The 16042-nt window shown below is 56.5% G+C and carries 16 protein-coding genes; 9 read left to right on the top strand and 7 right to left on the bottom strand.

Translation table 11 applies throughout. The annotated features are described in order from the left end of the window. Positions 1 to 31: 31 nt before the first annotated feature. The 4 genes from glnA to uvrA all read right to left on the bottom strand — a co-directional run bounded on the left by glnA (position 32) and on the right by uvrA (position 5851). A complete protein-coding gene (glnA, locus tag CU100_RS11970) occupies positions 32 to 1441 on the bottom strand; it encodes a type I glutamate--ammonia ligase (protein ID WP_106716783.1) in 1410 nt (469 codons plus the stop codon). 80 nt (positions 1442 to 1521) lie between these two features. Beyond that, positions 1522 to 1860, bottom strand: coding sequence for a P-II family nitrogen regulator (locus CU100_RS11965; RefSeq protein WP_106716782.1), 339 nt, complete (start codon positions 1858 to 1860; stop codon positions 1522 to 1524). 240 nt (positions 1861 to 2100) lie between these two features. After that, positions 2101 to 2904: a DUF72 domain-containing protein gene (locus CU100_RS11960; protein ID WP_106717249.1), complete on the bottom strand. Its 804-nt coding sequence runs from the start codon at positions 2902 to 2904 to the stop codon at positions 2101 to 2103. Between the two features lie 25 nt (positions 2905 to 2929). Then, complete coding sequence (gene uvrA / locus CU100_RS11955; RefSeq protein WP_106716781.1) at positions 2930 to 5851, bottom strand: excinuclease ABC subunit UvrA; 2922 nt, start codon at positions 5849 to 5851, stop codon at positions 2930 to 2932. Positions 5852 to 6265: 414 nt separating this feature from the next. Between uvrA and CU100_RS11950 the strand changes: the two genes are divergently transcribed. After that, positions 6266 to 6784, top strand: coding sequence for a single-stranded DNA-binding protein (locus CU100_RS11950; RefSeq protein WP_106716780.1), 519 nt, complete (start codon positions 6266 to 6268; stop codon positions 6782 to 6784). A 27-nt stretch (positions 6785 to 6811) separates the two neighbouring features. Continuing rightward, a complete protein-coding gene (locus tag CU100_RS11945) occupies positions 6812 to 7249 on the top strand; it encodes a YqaA family protein (RefSeq protein ID WP_106716779.1) in 438 nt (145 codons plus the stop codon). Between the two features lie 6 nt (positions 7250 to 7255). Here the strand turns inward: CU100_RS11945 and CU100_RS11940 are convergent, their stop codons facing one another. Then, positions 7256 to 7663 carry a DUF2000 family protein gene (locus CU100_RS11940; RefSeq protein WP_106716778.1) on the bottom strand — a complete coding sequence of 136 codons (408 nt, stop codon included), beginning with the start codon at positions 7661 to 7663 and terminating at the stop codon, positions 7256 to 7258. 37 nt (positions 7664 to 7700) lie between these two features. Between CU100_RS11940 and CU100_RS11935 the strand changes: the two genes are divergently transcribed. The 3 genes from CU100_RS11935 (at position 7701) to CU100_RS11925 (ending at position 10375) form a co-directional block, all read left to right on the top strand. Continuing rightward, complete coding sequence (locus CU100_RS11935; protein WP_245418994.1) at positions 7701 to 8567, top strand: AraC family transcriptional regulator; 867 nt, start codon at positions 7701 to 7703, stop codon at positions 8565 to 8567. Positions 8568 to 8666: 99 nt separating this feature from the next. Continuing rightward, the gene (locus CU100_RS11930; RefSeq protein ID WP_106716776.1) at positions 8667 to 9974 is read left to right on the top strand and encodes an NAD(P)/FAD-dependent oxidoreductase; all 1308 of its coding nucleotides are present in this window, start codon (positions 8667 to 8669) and stop codon (positions 9972 to 9974) included. Beyond that, complete coding sequence (locus CU100_RS11925; RefSeq protein ID WP_106716775.1) at positions 9971 to 10375, top strand: hypothetical protein; 405 nt, start codon at positions 9971 to 9973, stop codon at positions 10373 to 10375. Before CU100_RS11930 ends, CU100_RS11925 begins: the two co-directional genes overlap by 4 nt. A 7-nt stretch (positions 10376 to 10382) precedes the next feature. On the opposite strand, the gene CU100_RS11920 is transcribed toward CU100_RS11925, so the two are convergent. After that, positions 10383 to 10970: a MarC family protein gene (locus tag CU100_RS11920; protein WP_210280612.1), complete on the bottom strand. Its 588-nt coding sequence runs from the start codon at positions 10968 to 10970 to the stop codon at positions 10383 to 10385. Between the two features lie 295 nt (positions 10971 to 11265). On the opposite strand from CU100_RS11920, the gene gyrA reads away from it, so the two are divergent. After that, on the top strand, positions 11266 to 14061 hold the full coding sequence (gene gyrA, locus CU100_RS11915; protein ID WP_106716773.1) for a DNA gyrase subunit A: 2796 nt from the start codon (positions 11266 to 11268) through the stop codon (positions 14059 to 14061). A gap of 12 nt (positions 14062 to 14073) precedes the next feature. Here the strand turns inward: gyrA and CU100_RS26860 are convergent, their stop codons facing one another. Then, on the bottom strand, positions 14074 to 14217 hold the full coding sequence (locus CU100_RS26860; RefSeq protein ID WP_170113804.1) for a hypothetical protein: 144 nt from the start codon (positions 14215 to 14217) through the stop codon (positions 14074 to 14076). Between the two features lie 182 nt (positions 14218 to 14399). Between CU100_RS26860 and coaD the strand changes: the two genes are divergently transcribed. The 3 genes from coaD to CU100_RS11900 are packed head-to-tail and all read left to right on the top strand — an operon-like array spanning position 14400 to position 16035. Beyond that, positions 14400 to 14894, top strand: coding sequence for a pantetheine-phosphate adenylyltransferase (gene coaD / locus CU100_RS11910; protein WP_106716772.1), 495 nt, complete (start codon positions 14400 to 14402; stop codon positions 14892 to 14894). Between the two features lie 14 nt (positions 14895 to 14908). Next, positions 14909 to 15493, top strand: coding sequence for a peptidylprolyl isomerase (locus tag CU100_RS11905; RefSeq protein ID WP_106716771.1), 585 nt, complete (start codon positions 14909 to 14911; stop codon positions 15491 to 15493). A gap of 32 nt (positions 15494 to 15525) precedes the next feature. Then, positions 15526 to 16035 (top strand): peptidylprolyl isomerase, encoded by a 510-nt coding sequence (locus CU100_RS11900; RefSeq protein ID WP_106716770.1) that lies wholly within the window; start codon positions 15526 to 15528, stop codon positions 16033 to 16035. Positions 16036 to 16042 lie beyond the last annotated feature (7 nt).

Genomic DNA, 16042 nt, shown 5'->3' with positions numbered 1-16042 from the left:
GAGCCGGGTTTTTTCGTAGCTGTCCGCAGGATCAGACCGAATAGTACATGTCATATTCGACTGGATGCGGGGTCATTTCGTAGCGCATGACTTCAGCCATCTTCAGTTCGATGAAACTGTCGATCTGATCGTCGTCGAACACACCGCCGGCTTTGAGGAAGCCACGATCCTTGTCGAGGCTCTGCAGTGCTTCACGCAGCGAACCGCAAACGGTGGGGATCTTCTTGAGCTCCTTGGCAGGCAGGTCGTAGAGATCCTTGTCCATTGGCTGGCCAGGATGGATCTTGTTCTTGATACCATCCAGACCGGCCATCAGCATGGCGGCGAAGCCAAGATAAGGATTGGCCGTCGGATCCGGGAAGCGGATTTCAACGCGCTTGGACTTTGGCGATGAGCCGAAAGGAATGCGGCAGGAAGCAGACCGGTTACGAGCCGAATAGGCGAGAAGCACCGGAGCTTCGTAGCCGGGCACCAGACGCTTGTAGGAGTTGGTGGACGGATTGGTGAAGGCGTTGATCGCCTTGGCATGCTTGATGATGCCGCCGATGAAGAAGAGGCAGCTTTCCGACAAACCGGCATATTCGTTGCCGGCGAATGTGGGCTTGCCTTCCTTCCAGATCGACATGTGAACGTGCATGCCCGAGCCATTGTCGCCAAATATCGGCTTCGGCATGAAGGTTGCGGTCTTGCCATAGGCATTGGCGACCTGATGCACGACGTACTTGTAAATCAGCATCTTGTCGGCGTTGCGGGTGAGGGCGTCGAACTTGATTCCCAGCTCGTGCTGGGCGGCGGCCACCTCGTGATGGTGCTTCTCCACGCGCACGCCCATTTCGGTCAGCACGGTGAGCATCTCGGAGCGCATATCCTGCGCGCTATCGATGGGCGGAACCGGGAAATAGCCGCCTTTGACGCGAGGGCGATGGCCGAGATTGCCCGTTTCATAATCGGTGTCGTCGTTGGATGGAAGTTCCGTCGAGTCAAGCTTGAAGCCGGTGTTGTAGGGATCGGCCTTGTACTTGACGTCATCGAATACGAAGAACTCGGCTTCCGGACCGACGAAAATGGTATCGCCAATGCCCTCGGCCCGCATATAGGCTTCGGCTTTCTTGGCTGTGCCGCGCGGATCGCGGTTGTAGGACTCGCCCGAGATCGGATCGAGAATGTCGCAAAGGATGACCATTGTCGACTGCGCGAAAAACGGATCCATATGTACTGTATCGGTGTCCGGCATCAGCACCATGTCGGATTCATTGATGGCTTTCCAGCCCGCAATGGAGGATCCGTCGAACATGACGCCATCGGCGAACATGTCTTCATCAACTTCGGCAATGTCCATCGTCACGTGCTGCAACTTCCCCTTGGGATCGGTGAAGCGGAGGTCAAGGAACTTTACGTCGTTGTCCTTGATCTGTTTCAGAATGTCTTTTGCGGTCGTCATATCGATTTTCCTTGTTCAGCGACGATGATGGGCAATTACCCGGCGCGAATGGCCAGTGGAGGAAGGAACGGATCAGAATGTCAGATGGCGTCGATACCCGACTCGCCAGTACGGATGCGAACGACTTCTTCGATGTTGGATACGAAAATTTTTCCGTCGCCGATACGGCCGGTCTGCGCGGCTTTGCGTATGGCCTCGATGGCTGCCTCGACAGCCTCGTCGCCAAGTACGATCTCGACCTTGACCTTTGGCAGGAAGTCGACGACATATTCGGCGCCGCGGTATAGTTCCGTATGGCCTTTTTGCCGCCCGAAGCCCTTGGCTTCGGTTACCGTGATACCCTGAAGCCCTACCTCCTGCAGCGCCTCTTTCACCTCATCCAGTTTGAATGGCTTGATGATGGCTTCGATTTTCTTCATCAGAGAACAATCTCCCTATTCCTAACAAACGGACCTGTTGCCCGCTTGTACAGCAAAAAGCAGGAACCATGCCAAGTCCATTGAATGAAATCAAATATTTCCAACACCTGAACTTTCCAGCGTGCGGACGTGCTTTTTACCGTCTTCCTGGGTTCCTTCGCCATATCCAATATCCAAGCGCCATCACAGCGGCACAGAAATTAGGCATAAAGCACATTTATTGTGCACATGTGGTTCGGATTATGACTTCAATCGTTGCGCCAGTGCCTGCGCTGCCTGCGGAGCGTGCACTTTGCCTTCGTGGATGAAATAGACGAACACGTCGCGCGGCTGTTTCTTGGTCTGATCGTCGGGAGATGCCAGAGGCAAGTCAACCGGTACACCCCCCTTGGCCCAAGTCCTTGTGCGGTCCGCCCACTGATCCAGCGCTTCGGCAGGATAGGCAGTTTCGATCGAGTCGTCACCCTTCTGAAGCCGGGCATAGATGAAATCGGCGGTGACATCGGCGATCTCGGGATATTCGAAGTGCTCCGCATAGACCACCGCAACGCCGTTACTACGCGCCAGCGCAACAAACCCAGGATCAATGAAGGAGGAATTGCGAACCTCGACAGCATGGCGGAGCGGTACACCTTCATGCTTCATCGGGAGAAGCTGCAGAAAAGCGCCGAAATCCTCGGCATCGAATTTCTTGGTGGGTGCAAACTGCCACACGATCGGGCCGAGGCGATCGCCAAGTTCGACGATACCGGACTTGACGAAGTATTCTATCGATTCCGCAGCTTCCGCGAGAACCCGGCGATTGGTGACGAAGCGATTGCCTTTTACCGAAAAGACAAAGCCATCCGGCACCTGGCTTGCCCATTTGGCGAACGTGGCCGGTTTCTGCGTGCCGTAATAGGTACTGTTGATCTCGATCGTCTGCAGATGCCGGCCCGCATACTCCAACTCCTTGGTCTTGGCGAGACCCTCAGGATAGAAGGTTCCGCGCCAGGCTTCGAAAATCCAGCCGCCTATCCCCGCCCTTATGGTTCCGCCAGTCATCTCCATCTCCTCCCCAGATTTTTGACTATTCGGCTGCGGCCTGCGCCTTGTGTCCAGGACGACGTCGCAGGAGTTCCCTGAGGAATTGACCTGTATAGGAGCGCTCGGCCCCGACAATATCCTCCGGCCGGCCAATAGCCACGATCTCGCCGCCACCATCGCCGCCATGGGGTCCGAGGTCGATCACCCAGTCCGCCGTTTTGATGACCTCAAGATTGTGCTCGATCACAACCACCGTGTTACCCTGGTCGACGAGTTCGTGCAGCACTTCAAGAAGCTTGGCTACGTCGTGGAAATGCAAGCCGGTTGTTGGCTCATCGAGAATATAGAGCGTGCGGCCGGTTGCCTTGCGGGACAACTCTTTGGCGAGCTTGATGCGCTGGGCCTCGCCGCCTGACAATGTATTCGCCTGTTGGCCGACATGGATATAGCCGAGGCCGACCTTTGCAAGCGTTTGCAGCTTGTCGCGCACGGCCGGAACGGCGGAGAAGAACTCGGCACCTTCCTCGACGGTCATGTCGAGTACATCCGCAATCGACTTGCCTTTAAACAGAACTTCCAGCGTCTCGCGATTGTACCGCTTGCCGTGACAGACATCGCAGGTGACATAGACATCCGGCAGGAAGTGCATCTCGATCTTGATCACGCCGTCGCCCTGGCAGGCCTCGCAGCGTCCACCCTTCACGTTGAATGAGAAACGTCCCGGCTGATAGCCACGCGCCTTCGCCTCCGGCAGCCCGGCAAACCAGTCGCGGATCGGGGTAAACGCCCCCGTGTAAGTTGCGGGGTTGGATCGAGGCGTGCGGCCGATCGGCGACTGGTCTATGTCGATGACCTTGTCGAGAAATTCCAGGCCGTCGATGCGATCATGATCTGCTGGATGCTCGCGCGAACCCATGATGCGCCGCGACGCCGCCTTGAACAGCGTTTCGATCAGGAACGTGGACTTGCCGCCACCGGACACGCCCGTAACGGCGGTGAAAGTGCCAAGCGGAATTTCAGCGGATACATTCTTGAGATTATTGCCGCGCGCACCGACGATCTTGATGCGCTTCTTGTTGATCTTGCGGCGCTCGGACGGCACCGCAACTTCGATTTCGCCGGACAGATACTTGCCGGTGAGCGATTTCGGACTGGCCATGATATCCGCCGGCGTTCCCTGAGCGATGATCTCGCCGCCATGGATACCCGCAGCCGGGCCAATATCGACGACATAGTCCGCGGTCAGAATCGCATCCTCATCGTGTTCAACGACGATGACGGTATTGCCGAGATCACGCAGGTGGCGGAGGGTTTTCAGCAATTGCTCATTGTCGCGCTGATGCAGGCCGATGGATGGCTCATCCAGAACGTATAGCACGCCTGTAAGGCCGGAACCGATCTGCGAGGCAAGGCGAATTCGCTGGCTCTCGCCTCCGGACAGCGTCCCGGAATTGCGCGACAGCGCCAGATAATCGAGCCCCACATCATTGAGGAAGCGCAGGCGCTCGCGGATTTCCTTGAGAATGCGCGCGGCAATCTCCGTTTGTTTTTCGTTGAACGACTGGTCGATATCGCGGAACCACGCATCCGCGTGACGTATGGATTTCTCGGTGACCTGACCGACATGGAGGCCGCCAATCTTCACCGCGAGCGCCTCGGGCTTCAGCCGGTAACCATTGCAGGCCGGGCAGGGCGTGCCGGACATGAAACGTTCTATCTCTTCCCGCGACCAGGCAGAGTCGGTTTCTTTCCAGCGGCGCTCCAGATTGGGAATGACCCCCTCGAATGGCTTCGTGGTGCGATAGGAACGCAAGCCGTCATCATAGGAGAACTGCACCTCACGGCTGCCCGTCCCGTAGAGGATGGCTGTCCGCGCTTCGTCGCTCAGATCGCTCCAGCGGTCAGCAAGCTTGAAGCCATAGGCGGCGCCCAGCGCATCCAGTGTCTGGTTATAATAAGGCGAACTCGACTTGGCCCACGGGGCAATAGCGCCACTTTTCAACGTCAGGCTTTCGTCCGGCACGATCATGGTCGGGTCGATAGCCTTCTGTGTGCCGAGACCATCGCAGGTAGGGCAGGCGCCGAAGGGATTGTTAAACGAAAACAGGCGCGGCTCTATCTCGGAAATGGTGAAGCCTGAAACCGGGCACGCAAACTTCTCCGAGAACATCAGGCGCTCGTGAGTATCATTCTTGGACTTGTTGGCTGATTCACTGGCAGTTTCATCTCCCGGCAGCGGCTTGTCGGCAAATTCCGCAACCGCGATACCGTCGGCAAGCTTGAGGCAGGTCTCCAGACTGTCGGCAAGACGAGCGGATATATCCGCACGCACCACAATGCGGTCGACCACAACATCGATGTCATGCTTGTACTTCTTGTCGAGCGCCGGAACATCGGCGATCTCGTAAAAAATGCCGTCGACCTTGACGCGCTGGAAGCCGCGCTTCTGCAGATCGGCGAGTTCCTTGCGGTATTCGCCTTTCCGGCCACGTACAATTGGCGCAAGGATGAAAAGCCGGGTGCCTTCTTCAAGAGCCAGCACGCGATCAACCATCTGGCTCACCGTCTGGCTCTCGATGGGCAGACCTGTGGCGGGAGAATATGGAACCCCGACGCGCGCAAAGAGCAGGCGCAGATAATCGTATATTTCGGTGACGGTGCCGACAGTCGACCTTGGATTGCGGCTGGTTGTCTTTTGCTCGATAGAAATTGCCGGCGAAAGACCGTCGATCTGGTCAACGTCGGGCTTCTGCATCATCTCGAGAAACTGCCGTGCATAGGCAGACAGGCTCTCGACATAGCGCCTTTGTCCTTCAGCATAGATCGTATCGAAAGCGAGCGACGACTTGCCCGAGCCGGACAGGCCGGTCATGACAATTAGCTTGTCCCGGGGCAGGTCGAGATCAATATTCTTCAAGTTGTGTTCGCGAGCACCGCGAATGGAAATGTATTTCTGATCGCTCATCACTATTCGCCTTCGAGAGGGCAGCCGTTTGGGAGGGGGAATACTCTCTCGCGAGAGACTGTTCCCTATTTAGTGTGTTTCGTGCGTTTTACGAGACCGCTGTGTTGAATCACCATAGCCATGTTGACATTGCTAGAGCAAGTGATAGAACAAAGAAAGAACAAATTGCGCGGTTATATAGCGCTCCGATGATGTACCGCAAGGCACCGTGAGACAGGTACAACTGCACTCGGCAGTGTCCAGAAGACGTGAGAACACTGCTGACAAATCTGGCAGGAGTGTTGTTGGACTTCGCCCGGGCAGAAGACGGTCGGGGGTGTATATTGTGGATAGCGGGCAATCAGTTGCCCGACATGGCTGCGGCTTCTATATGATAGCGAAAATTTTGAGAACGGGATTTGTGGAGTTTAGATCATGGCAGGCAGTGTCAACAAGGTCATTCTAGTTGGAAATCTTGGCGCTGATCCGGAAGTTCGGCGGCTTGGTTCGGGTGACCCGGTCGTGAATCTTCGTATTGCGACCTCCGAAAGCTGGCGCGACAAGAATAGTGGCGAGCGCAAGGAAAAGACCGAATGGCATAGCGTCGTCATCTTCAACGACGGCTTGGCCAAAGTTGCCGAGCAGTACCTGAAAAAGGGCGCAAAAGTTTATATCGAAGGTGCGTTGCAGACCCGCAAATGGCAGGACCAGACCGGTAATGACCGCTATTCTACGGAAATCGTGCTGCAGAAATTCCGCGGCGAGCTTCAGATGCTCGATTCTCGCGGCGACAATGCCGGCGGCGGACGTTCATTCGACAACAATTCAAGCCGCGGCCAGGTCTCCGACAATGATTACGGGTCCGACTTCGGCCGGTCCAGCGCATCGTCGAGCAGTTCGTCGAGTGCAGGCGGCAATTTTTCGCGCGATCTCGACGACGAAATTCCGTTCTGACCTCGTTGAATATTGCAACGCCTGGTAATGACGGGTGATCTGGGCGTCTATGCCGGGCTTTTCATGGTTGCTTTTATAGCCGCAACCATTTTGCCCATGCAGTCGGAAGCCGCGCTGGCAGGACTTCTGCTTAGTGGCTCCTACTCACCGGTCATGCTGATCGCTATCGCCAGCGTGGGCAACGTGCTGGGTTCCATCGTCAATTGGCTTCTCGGCCGCGGCATAGACAGGTTTCGCGACCGCAGGTGGTTTCCGGCAAGTCAGGCGCAGCTTGATCGCGCCGCATCCTGGTATCACCGCTATGGCAAGTGGACGCTGCTGTTGAGCTGGGCACCGATCATCGGCGATCCGCTGACATTGATCGCAGGTGCCTTGCGGGAGCCGCTGCTCAGTTTCGTGATACTTGTGGCAATTGCCAAGATTGCCCGCTACCTCGTGGTGTTTGCCGTCACGTCGGGCTTTTGACTGCTTTCAAGGATGCATTCTTGCACCCTTGGTAATCTTGTCGACGAGCTTTTTATCGGCGCGCATGGCGATGCCTACGACCTTTGCATCGTCCGGTGCGAATTGTGCAAAGACTGCCCGATTGGCAGCGTCGTGGCCGGTTGAAAACATTTCCTCGATATAGAGGCATGTTCTGACGCCCCGTTCGAGGGAACGGCGATGAATGGTGGAAAGTGTCCCTTGATCGGCAGCCAGCATGATCACAGGCTGGATGGAAAGTGGGTTATAAACGTTTTCAGCCCGATCGCGATAAGGCTCGCCGATCACGTCAGGCGACTGGGCAACAATGCCGCTTGTCAGAAATGCAGTCACGTTCAAAGCTTGCCACGTGGCCATGTCATCTCGCAACACGATTGCAATTTTAGTATCGAACATTGATATGGATCTCCGTCTGTCAGGGAATACTGAACCTATGCAAGACGTTTTAGGTGAAGAGGCTGCTCGTGGTCTTGGACGTTTGTGCGAGCGTCCTGTGCGAGATGCGATACTCTCGGCGCCGCCCCATCCTGGATTGGAGCGCATCGAAGCGCGATTTGCCGGCAACGCTTACGATCTGCACCGGCACGACACCTATGCAATCGGTGTGACATTGCACGGCGTGCAGACGTTCTGGTATCGCGGGGAGCGGCGCCATAGCATGCCCGGGAATATCATCGCGATTCATCCCGATGAGATTCATGATGGCGCTGCGGGCACCGATGATGGCTTGCGGTACCGGATGCTCTATCTGCAACCGGCTCTGGCGCTGGAGTCGCTGGGCCGCCGCCAAGACGCGCTGCCATTCGTTGCCAATCCGGTCATTGCAGACCCGGCGCTATATGGTGCCCTGGCGGCAGTTCTTGGCAACTTGGAAGACCATTTGGACGAATTGCTGGTAGACGATGTCGTGTCGCAACTGACGCAAGGCCTGGCGCGGCATGCCGGGCAACCCGTCAGATCTTTGGACGCTCCGGCCATGCGGCAAACACAATTGGCGCGCGAGTATCTGGAAGAACATGCGCTGCGGCTTGTGAGATCGGACGAACTCGAAGCTGTAAGCGGGCTTGATCGCTACGCTTTATCCCGTCATTTCCGCAGGCTCTACGCGACCAGCCCACACCGCTTCTTGTTGATGCGTCGTTTGCAACGCGCACGAGAGTTGATCATGAAGGGTGAGTCGCTTGCGGGGATTGCCATGGAGACTGGTTTCGCCGATCAAAGCCATTTGAACCGGCAGTTCAAGAAAGCCTTCGGCGTAACCCCGGGGCGTTGGGCGGCGCTGACAGGCGTCGAACTCTAGAGATACCCCGACAAGTCATCCCGGAGCGGCAACTGGCGCAATTGTAGCAGTGTGATTGGTCTGTTAGACAGGTTCTGGTCTGTGCATCGGAGCCTCGCAATGTCAAAAATCCAGACAACACCTCGCGCTAAACACCGCCTTGTCGTCGTAGGAGGAGGGTTCGGCGGCCTGGAGACTGTTTACAGTCTCCGCAATGTCGACCTCGACATCACGATTATCGATCAGCGCAACCACCATCTTTTCCAGCCGCTGCTCTATCAGGTGGCAACGTCGACATTGGCCACATCCGAGATTGCCTGGCCGATCAGGCACCTCGTGCGGAAGTACAAGAACGTCAAGACCTTACTCGGCACTGTCGAAGGCGTCGATACGACCGCCCGCACCGTCTTGACGACCGATGGCGAAGTCATTCCTTACGACACACTGGTGTTGGCGACCGGCGCACGCCACGCCTATTTCGGTCATGACGACTGGGAGCCGTATGCGCCGGGTCTCAAGACGCTGGAAGACGCCACAATGATTCGCAGACGCATTCTGACCGCGTTCGAGAAGGCAGAGCGTGAACCAGACCCCGCCAAGCGCGAGGAATATCTGACCCTGGTGATCATTGGCGGTGGTCCGACCGGAGTGGAGATTGCCGGAACGATTGCCGACCTTGCTCGCGACACGTTGAAAGGCGATTTCCGCATGATCGATCCGGCGACGACGCGTGTCGTACTCATCGAGGGGGGACCTCGGGTCCTGGCTGCCTTCAGTGAAGACCTGTCCGCCTATGCGAAAAGTGCTCTCGAAAGGCTCGGTGTGACGGTGCATCTCGGCAGTCCGGTCACCGAATGTCATGCGGATGGTGTCGAGTTCGGAGGTCGATCGTTGCGTGCCAAAACCATTATCTGGGCGGCTGGCGTGCAGGCATCGCCGGCAGCCAAGTGGCTAGGTGCACCGTCTGATCGAGCTGGCCGCGTGGTCGTCAATGCCGATCTGACGGCGCCGGATCATCCGGAGATATTCGTGATCGGCGACACGGCAACCGTTGCGAACGGCGGCAAGGGAACCGTGCCGGGAATTGCACCCGCGGCCAAGCAGCAGGGCCAGCATATTGCCACTACGATCAAGGCAAGGCTGGACGGCGACGAGACGCCAAGACCGTTTGTATATCGTCACGCCGGCGATCTCGCTACGATCGGCAAGCGCGCGGCGGTCACCGATTTTGGCTGGATCAAGCTCAAAGGCTATCTGGCCTGGTGGCTCTGGGGCCTTGCACATATCTATTTCCTCATAGGTGTCCGCAACCGTTTGGCCGTAGCATTGAGTTGGTTGTGGATTTCCGTGAGTGGTGTGCGCAGTGCCCGGTTGATCACCCAGAGGGATATTGCAGAGGAAATCACCGCGGAGGCGAGTGCAAATTGAGCCAATTGCGCTGTCTTGCTTTACTCGGTTGTCTGATCGTCTCACCTGCCTTGGCAGCGGAAGAGACATGCGGCAAGAGCGAACCGATATTCTCGACGCGAGCAATCGGAGAGGCGCTGCTGGCTTGCTGGCTACGGCCGCACGGGGCTGACGACATGGGCGTGACGCTGCGCTTTGCCTTGCGCCGGGACGGTACTGTCATAGCGTCACCGCGCGTGACCTATAGAACGCCGGGTGGCGACAGGGTGGTGAAAGAGGCGTTCGTTTCTTCAGCCATGGAGACGGTCAACAAAGCCGTCCCCCTGGCCATTTCACCCGAGCTTGGTGAGATCATCGCGGGTAAGCCCTTGACCGTGATTTTCAGCGACGGCGTCGATGTTCGCATAAGTTCGGGATATTAGCGGTCGATCAGCCGTTTACCAGGGTTCTGATACCGTCTGCCACGAACTGAACAGCGAGTGCGGCAAGAATGACCCCCAGGAGCCTGGTCAGTATCGAACGCCCCGTTTCGCCAAGAAAGCGATCGATTCGTTCCGCGAGAAAGAATACCGCATAGCAGGAGGCAATGCAGACCAGGATGATGGCGATCAGCACGAGGCGCGAGGTGGCATCCGCCAGCGTCCCTGCAAGCAGGATGGTCGCGGAAATCGCGCCAGGACCGGCTATCAAGGGTATTGCCAAGGGGAAGGCGGCAATGTTGCGGATGTGATCTTTCGTAATCGCAACCTCGGCACTTTTCTCCTTGCGCTCGTTGCGCCTCTCGAAGATCATCTCGAAGGCAATCCAGAACAGAAGCAGGCCGCCCGCGATGCGGAAAGCGCCCAGCGTGATACCGAACAGCGCCAGGATTTGCGCACCGGCAACTGCAAAAACGGTGAGAACAATGAATGCCGTGAGGCTCGAGCGCAGGGCGACCTGGCTGCGTTCGGCTCGGTTCATGCCGGTGGTAAGTGCCAGAAACAATGGTGCAAGACCCGGCGGATCAATGGTGACCATGAGCGTCACGAAAGCATTGAGGACGGTGTCAGAGTATGCCACGATTTTGCTTTTCTTTTCTGTTTAAAGCTGCACCGACCCTGTCGTTATAGCTGATCCAACCTACCGGATTCGGTACCCAACGTCGAGAAAACTGCAATTCGGCTGCGAAGTTTTTCACCGCATGAGAAGTTCTATTTTATCCCATTGATATAAAAGGGTTTTCAGCTGTGTATTACCGTGCCGTTTGTTGGCTTTTGACTTGAAAAGCCTCTATAAGATCAAAGATTGATTCTATGCGAAAGATGAGTGCCTCGTGTCTGATTTAACTCCACCTCCTGGCTCCGAAGACGATAAATCCGGCCCTTCCTTCGGAATTGAGCCGATTTCCATCATCGAGGAAATGCAGCGCTCTTATCTCGACTATGCGATGAGTGTCATCGTCAGCCGTGCTCTGCCCGATGTGCGCGATGGCTTGAAACCCGTTCACCGTCGCATCCTGCACGCGATGAATGAAATGGGCCTGTCGTGGAACCGGTCCTACCGCAAGTCAGCCGGTGTCGTCGGTGAAGTGATGGGTAAGTACCACCCGCACGGAGACGCTTCGATTTATGATGCGCTGGTTCGCATGGCGCAGGACTGGTCGCTGCGTGATCCTTTGGTTGACGGTCAGGGAAACTTTGGTTCAATCGACGGCGATTCGCCGGCGGCGATGCGGTACACCGAATGCCGTCTGGAAAAGGTCACGGAATCCTTGCTCGCCGATATCGACAAGGAAACGGTCGACTTTCAGGATAATTACGACGGCCGCGAGCAGGAGCCTACGGTTTTGCCGGCGGGTTTCCCGAACCTGCTCGTCAATGGTTCTGGCGGCATTGCCGTCGGTATGGCGACAAACGTGCCACCACACAACCTCGCAGAGGTCATCAACGGTTGCATAGCGCTGATCGACAATCCGGCTATAGAACTGCCGGAAATGATGGAACACATTCCAGGACCGGATTTCCCGACCGGGGGCCTGATCCTTGGCCGTTCCGGTATCTACTCGGCTTACAGCACGGGCCGCGGCTCGATTCTGATGCGCGGTAAGGTCGCTGTCGAAAGCATGCGCGGTGACCGCGAGGCTATCGTCATCACCGAGGTGCCGTATCAGGTCAACAAGGCGACGATGATCGAGAAGATGGCCGATCTGGTGCGTGACAAGCGCATCGAAGGCATTTCCGATATTCGCGATGAATCCGATCGTGACGGTTATCGTGTCGTGGTCGAACTGAAGCGCGATGCCGTCGCTGACGTGATTATCAACCAGCTTTATCGTTTCACGCCACTGCAGTCGTCGTTCGGAGCCAACATGGTGGCGCTCAACGGCGGTAAGCCAGGTCTTTTGAACCTGCTCGATATCCTGCGGGCCTTCGTCAGTTTCCGCGAGGAAGTCGTAAGCCGCCGCACGAAATTCCTGCTGCGCAAGGCGCGTGACCGCGCCCATGTGTTGGTCGGCCTTGCAATCGCCGTCGCGAATATTGACGAGATCATTGCCTTGATACGCCGCGCGCCGGATCCGCAGACGGCACGTGATCAGTTGATGGAACGGCGCTGGCCCGCGAGCGACGTCGCTCCCTTGATCCTGTTGATCGCCGATCCTCGTCACAAGCTGAACGAGGACAATACGTACAATCTTTCAGAGGAACAGGCCCGCGCCATCCTGGACCTTCGCCTGCAGCGCCTGACCGCGCTCGGACGGGATGAGATCGCCGACGAACTCAACAAAATCGGCGTTGAGATCGCAGACTATCTTGAAATTCTCGCTTCCCGTACACGCATCATGGGTATCGTCAAAGATGAGTTGGCAGCCATTCGTGATGAATTTGGTACGCCGCGCCGCAGTGTGCTTACCGATGGTGGTGCGGATATGGACGATGAAGACCTCATCGCCCGTGAAGACATGGTGGTGACGGTAAGTCACGCCGGTTATATCAAACGCGTGCCTTTGGCGACCTATCGGGCGCAACGGCGCGGCGGCAAGGGCCGTTCCGGCGTTTCGATGAAAGACGAGGATTTCGTCACACGGCTGTTTGTCGCCAATACGCACACGCCGATGTTGTTCTTTTCCTCGCGGGGTATCGTCTACAAGGAAAAGGTCTGGCGCCTGCCGATCGGAACTCCGCAATCGCGCGGCAAGGCTCTGATCAACATGCTGCCGCTGGAACAAGGCGAACGCATCACAACGATCATGCCGTTGCCCGAGGACGAGGCAAGCTGGGCAAACCTTGATGTCATGTTTGCCACGACGCGCGGAACAGTTCGCCGCAACAAACTGTCCGACTTCGTTCAGGTCAATCGCAACGGTAAAATCGCGATGAAGCTGGAGGAGGAGGGCGACGAGATTCTCAGCGTCGATACGTGCGATGAATTCGATGACGTCTTGCTCACTGCCGCCGGTGGTCAGTGCATTCGTTTCCCTGTGACAGACGTCCGCGTCTTCGCCAGTCGCAACTCGATCGGCGTCCGCGGCATTACCTTGGCGCCGGGCGATAGGATTATCTCCATGGCTATTCTTGGCCACGTGGATGCGAGCCCTGCAGAGCGCTCGACCTATCTCAAGCAAGCTGCCGCAGAACGGCGCGCCCAGGGCGCTGACGATGTCGAGGAAATCGCACTCGTTGGCGAAGAGGCTACCGATGCAGCAGAACTTACTCCTGAACGCTATGCTGAACTACGCCAACGTGAACAGACGGTTCTTACAGTTAGCGAATATGGATATGGCAAGCGATCTTCGTCGTATGAATTCCGCGTGTCGGGGCGTGGTGGCAAAGGAATACGCGCCACCGATACATCGAAGACGGATGAAATCGGCAAGCTCGTTTCGCTTTTCCCCGTGGAAGCTTCGGATCAGATTCTACTTGTCTCCGATGGGGGACAATTGATCCGCGTGCCGGTCAACGGCATCCGTATTGCAGGGCGCTCCACGAAGGGCGTGACCATCTTCAATACTGCCGATGGAGAAAAAGTCGTGTCGGTCGAGCGGATATCGGAGACTGAAACCGATGAAGTTGAAGCTTCACCTGACGACGAAACCGCCTCACCTGAGGTAGCGACGCCTGACGGCAACTAGTCGTGGCTGCCGTCAGTGATGGCGGCGCGGGTGATAAACCCCAAAACGGGAAGCCTCAAACGGGGATTCCCGTTTTTTGTTTTCTTCGATGATCATGATCAGGGCTGAAATGATCATGGCAACCATCATCGCAATGCTTAGAAGGATAAACATCATTGATCCCTTCGCTTATAAGTTTCCATGATCAGCAACGAGCTAGTCTGTAAATGGTTTCATCTTTTTCATGTCCTGATTAGATGAAGGCGCCTGAATGCTTGGTGAGCTTCTTGTTCATCTGCCGTTCAGGGAATGAATTTCCGGCCATTGAAAGCCCGCAGCAAAAGGGCTAGGACACGCTCATGACAATCGCGATCTATGCTGGATCCTTCGATCCCATCACAAACGGTCACATCGATGTATTGCAGGGCTCGCTCCGGCTTGCCGATACCGTATTCGTCGCGATCGGCGTGCATCCGGGTAAGGCGCCCTTGTTTTCCTTCGAAGAACGCGTTGAACTCATCGAACGCGTTGCCGACGAGGTCTTCGGCAATGATGGCAAGCGGATCAAGGTAATCTCGTTCGACGGTTTGCTGATAGACGCTGCGCGCGAGGTCGAGGCGTCGCTGATGGTCCGGGGACTGCGCGACGGCACTGATCTTGACTACGAGATGCAGATGGCGGGAATGAACGGCAAGATGGCGCCAGAGCTCCAGACGGTGTTCTTGCCGGCCGATCCCGCGGTTCGCACCATTACTGCCACATTGGTCCGCCAGATTGCAGCAATGGGCGGCGATGTCCGGCATTTCGTTCCCGCCCTTGTCGCAGATGCGCTCAAAACCAAATTCAAATCCTGATTCCGGAGACGCTCATGTCCATATTCCGCACAGCACTGATGGTTGCTGCCGTTTCATCCTTGTCGTTGGCCACGCTCAACGTGAGTTGGGCCGACGATGCGAACACAATGACGATCAAGCTCAAGGACGGAGAGGTGAAAGTCGAATTGCTTCCTGATCTCGCGCCGAAGCATGTCGAGCAGATAAAGGCTCTCGCCAAGGAAGGAGCATACGACAATGTTGTGTTCCACCGGGTCATTCCTGGGTTTATGGCGCAGACTGGCGACGTTCAGTACGGCAACACGGAAAAGGGATTCAATGCGCAGGCTGCAGGAACGGGTGGTTCAACGCGCCCGGATTTGCCCGCCGAGTTTTCAAAGGAACCTTTCGTGCGCGGAACGGTTGGCATGGCGCGTGCACAAAGCCCGAATTCTGCCAATTCGCAGTTTTTCATCATGTTCACCGAGTATCCTTCGCTGAATGGCCAATATACCGTCGTTGGCAAGGTCACGAGCGGTATGGATATCGTCGACAAGATCAAGAAGGGTTCGGAAGCAGACAATGGCGCGGTCGAGAACCCTGACAAAATGCTCAAAGTCACCGTTGGGGCAAAAAAGTAATTACGCACTCAGGAAATAGGAGATCGCCGAAAATGGCCTACAAAGACCCAGAAAATACCATCCTGCTTGAAACGACAAAGGGTAGTGTCGTGATAGAGCTTTACCCGGATCTGGCGCCCGGCCATGTCCAGCGTATCAAGGAGCTTGCACGGGAGGGCGCCTATGATGGCGTGGTTTTCCACCGCGTGATCGATGGGTTTATGGCGCAGACAGGCGATGTCAAGTTTGGCAAGCAGGGCGGCAGTTCTTTCAATCCGGCTCGCGCCGGAATGGGCGGTTCTGAAAAGCCTGATCTCAAGGCCGAATTTTCAAATGCGAACCATGGCCGCGGTGCCTGTTCAATGGCGCGTTCGCAGAGCCCCAACTCCGCCAATTCGCAATTTTTCATCTGCTTCGACGACGCGGCGTTCCTCAACCGCCAGTATACGGTGTGGGGACAGGTGATCGAGGGAATGGACAACGTCGACAAGATCAAGCGCGGCGAGCCTGTCCAGGACCCGGATTCCATCGTTTCTATGCGCGTTGCCGCAGACGCCGAATAGGGTCGTA

Origin of the sequence: Phyllobacterium endophyticum, from assembly GCF_003010935.1 — a bacterium.
In the GTDB taxonomy this organism is placed as follows: domain Bacteria; phylum Pseudomonadota; class Alphaproteobacteria; order Rhizobiales; family Rhizobiaceae; genus Phyllobacterium; species Phyllobacterium endophyticum.
Note: the sequence above shows the minus strand (reverse complement) of the source record. Positions and strands in the feature narration are given on the sequence as shown.

Coding starts and splice junctions, on each gene's coding strand:
- glnA (WP_106716783.1), bottom strand. CDS start 1,441: ATGACGACCGCAAAAGACATTCTGAAACAGATCAAGGACAACGACGTA.
- CU100_RS11965 (WP_106716782.1), bottom strand. CDS start 1,860: ATGAAGAAAATCGAAGCCATCATCAAGCCATTCAAACTGGATGAGGTG.
- CU100_RS11960 (WP_106717249.1), bottom strand. CDS start 2,904: ATGACTGGCGGAACCATAAGGGCGGGGATAGGCGGCTGGATTTTCGAA.
- uvrA (WP_106716781.1), bottom strand. CDS start 5,851: ATGAGCGATCAGAAATACATTTCCATTCGCGGTGCTCGCGAACACAAC.
- CU100_RS11950 (WP_106716780.1), top strand. CDS start 6,266: ATGGCAGGCAGTGTCAACAAGGTCATTCTAGTTGGAAATCTTGGCGCT.
- CU100_RS11945 (WP_106716779.1), top strand. CDS start 6,812: ATGACGGGTGATCTGGGCGTCTATGCCGGGCTTTTCATGGTTGCTTTT.
- CU100_RS11940 (WP_106716778.1), bottom strand. CDS start 7,663: ATGTTCGATACTAAAATTGCAATCGTGTTGCGAGATGACATGGCCACG.
- CU100_RS11935 (WP_245418994.1), top strand. CDS start 7,701: ATGCAAGACGTTTTAGGTGAAGAGGCTGCTCGTGGTCTTGGACGTTTG.
- CU100_RS11930 (WP_106716776.1), top strand. CDS start 8,667: ATGTCAAAAATCCAGACAACACCTCGCGCTAAACACCGCCTTGTCGTC.
- CU100_RS11920 (WP_210280612.1), bottom strand. CDS start 10,970: ATGGTCACCATTGATCCGCCGGGTCTTGCACCATTGTTTCTGGCACTT.
- CU100_RS26860 (WP_170113804.1), bottom strand. CDS start 14,217: ATGATGTTTATCCTTCTAAGCATTGCGATGATGGTTGCCATGATCATT.
- coaD (WP_106716772.1), top strand. CDS start 14,400: ATGACAATCGCGATCTATGCTGGATCCTTCGATCCCATCACAAACGGT.
- CU100_RS11905 (WP_106716771.1), top strand. CDS start 14,909: ATGTCCATATTCCGCACAGCACTGATGGTTGCTGCCGTTTCATCCTTG.
- CU100_RS11900 (WP_106716770.1), top strand. CDS start 15,526: ATGGCCTACAAAGACCCAGAAAATACCATCCTGCTTGAAACGACAAAG.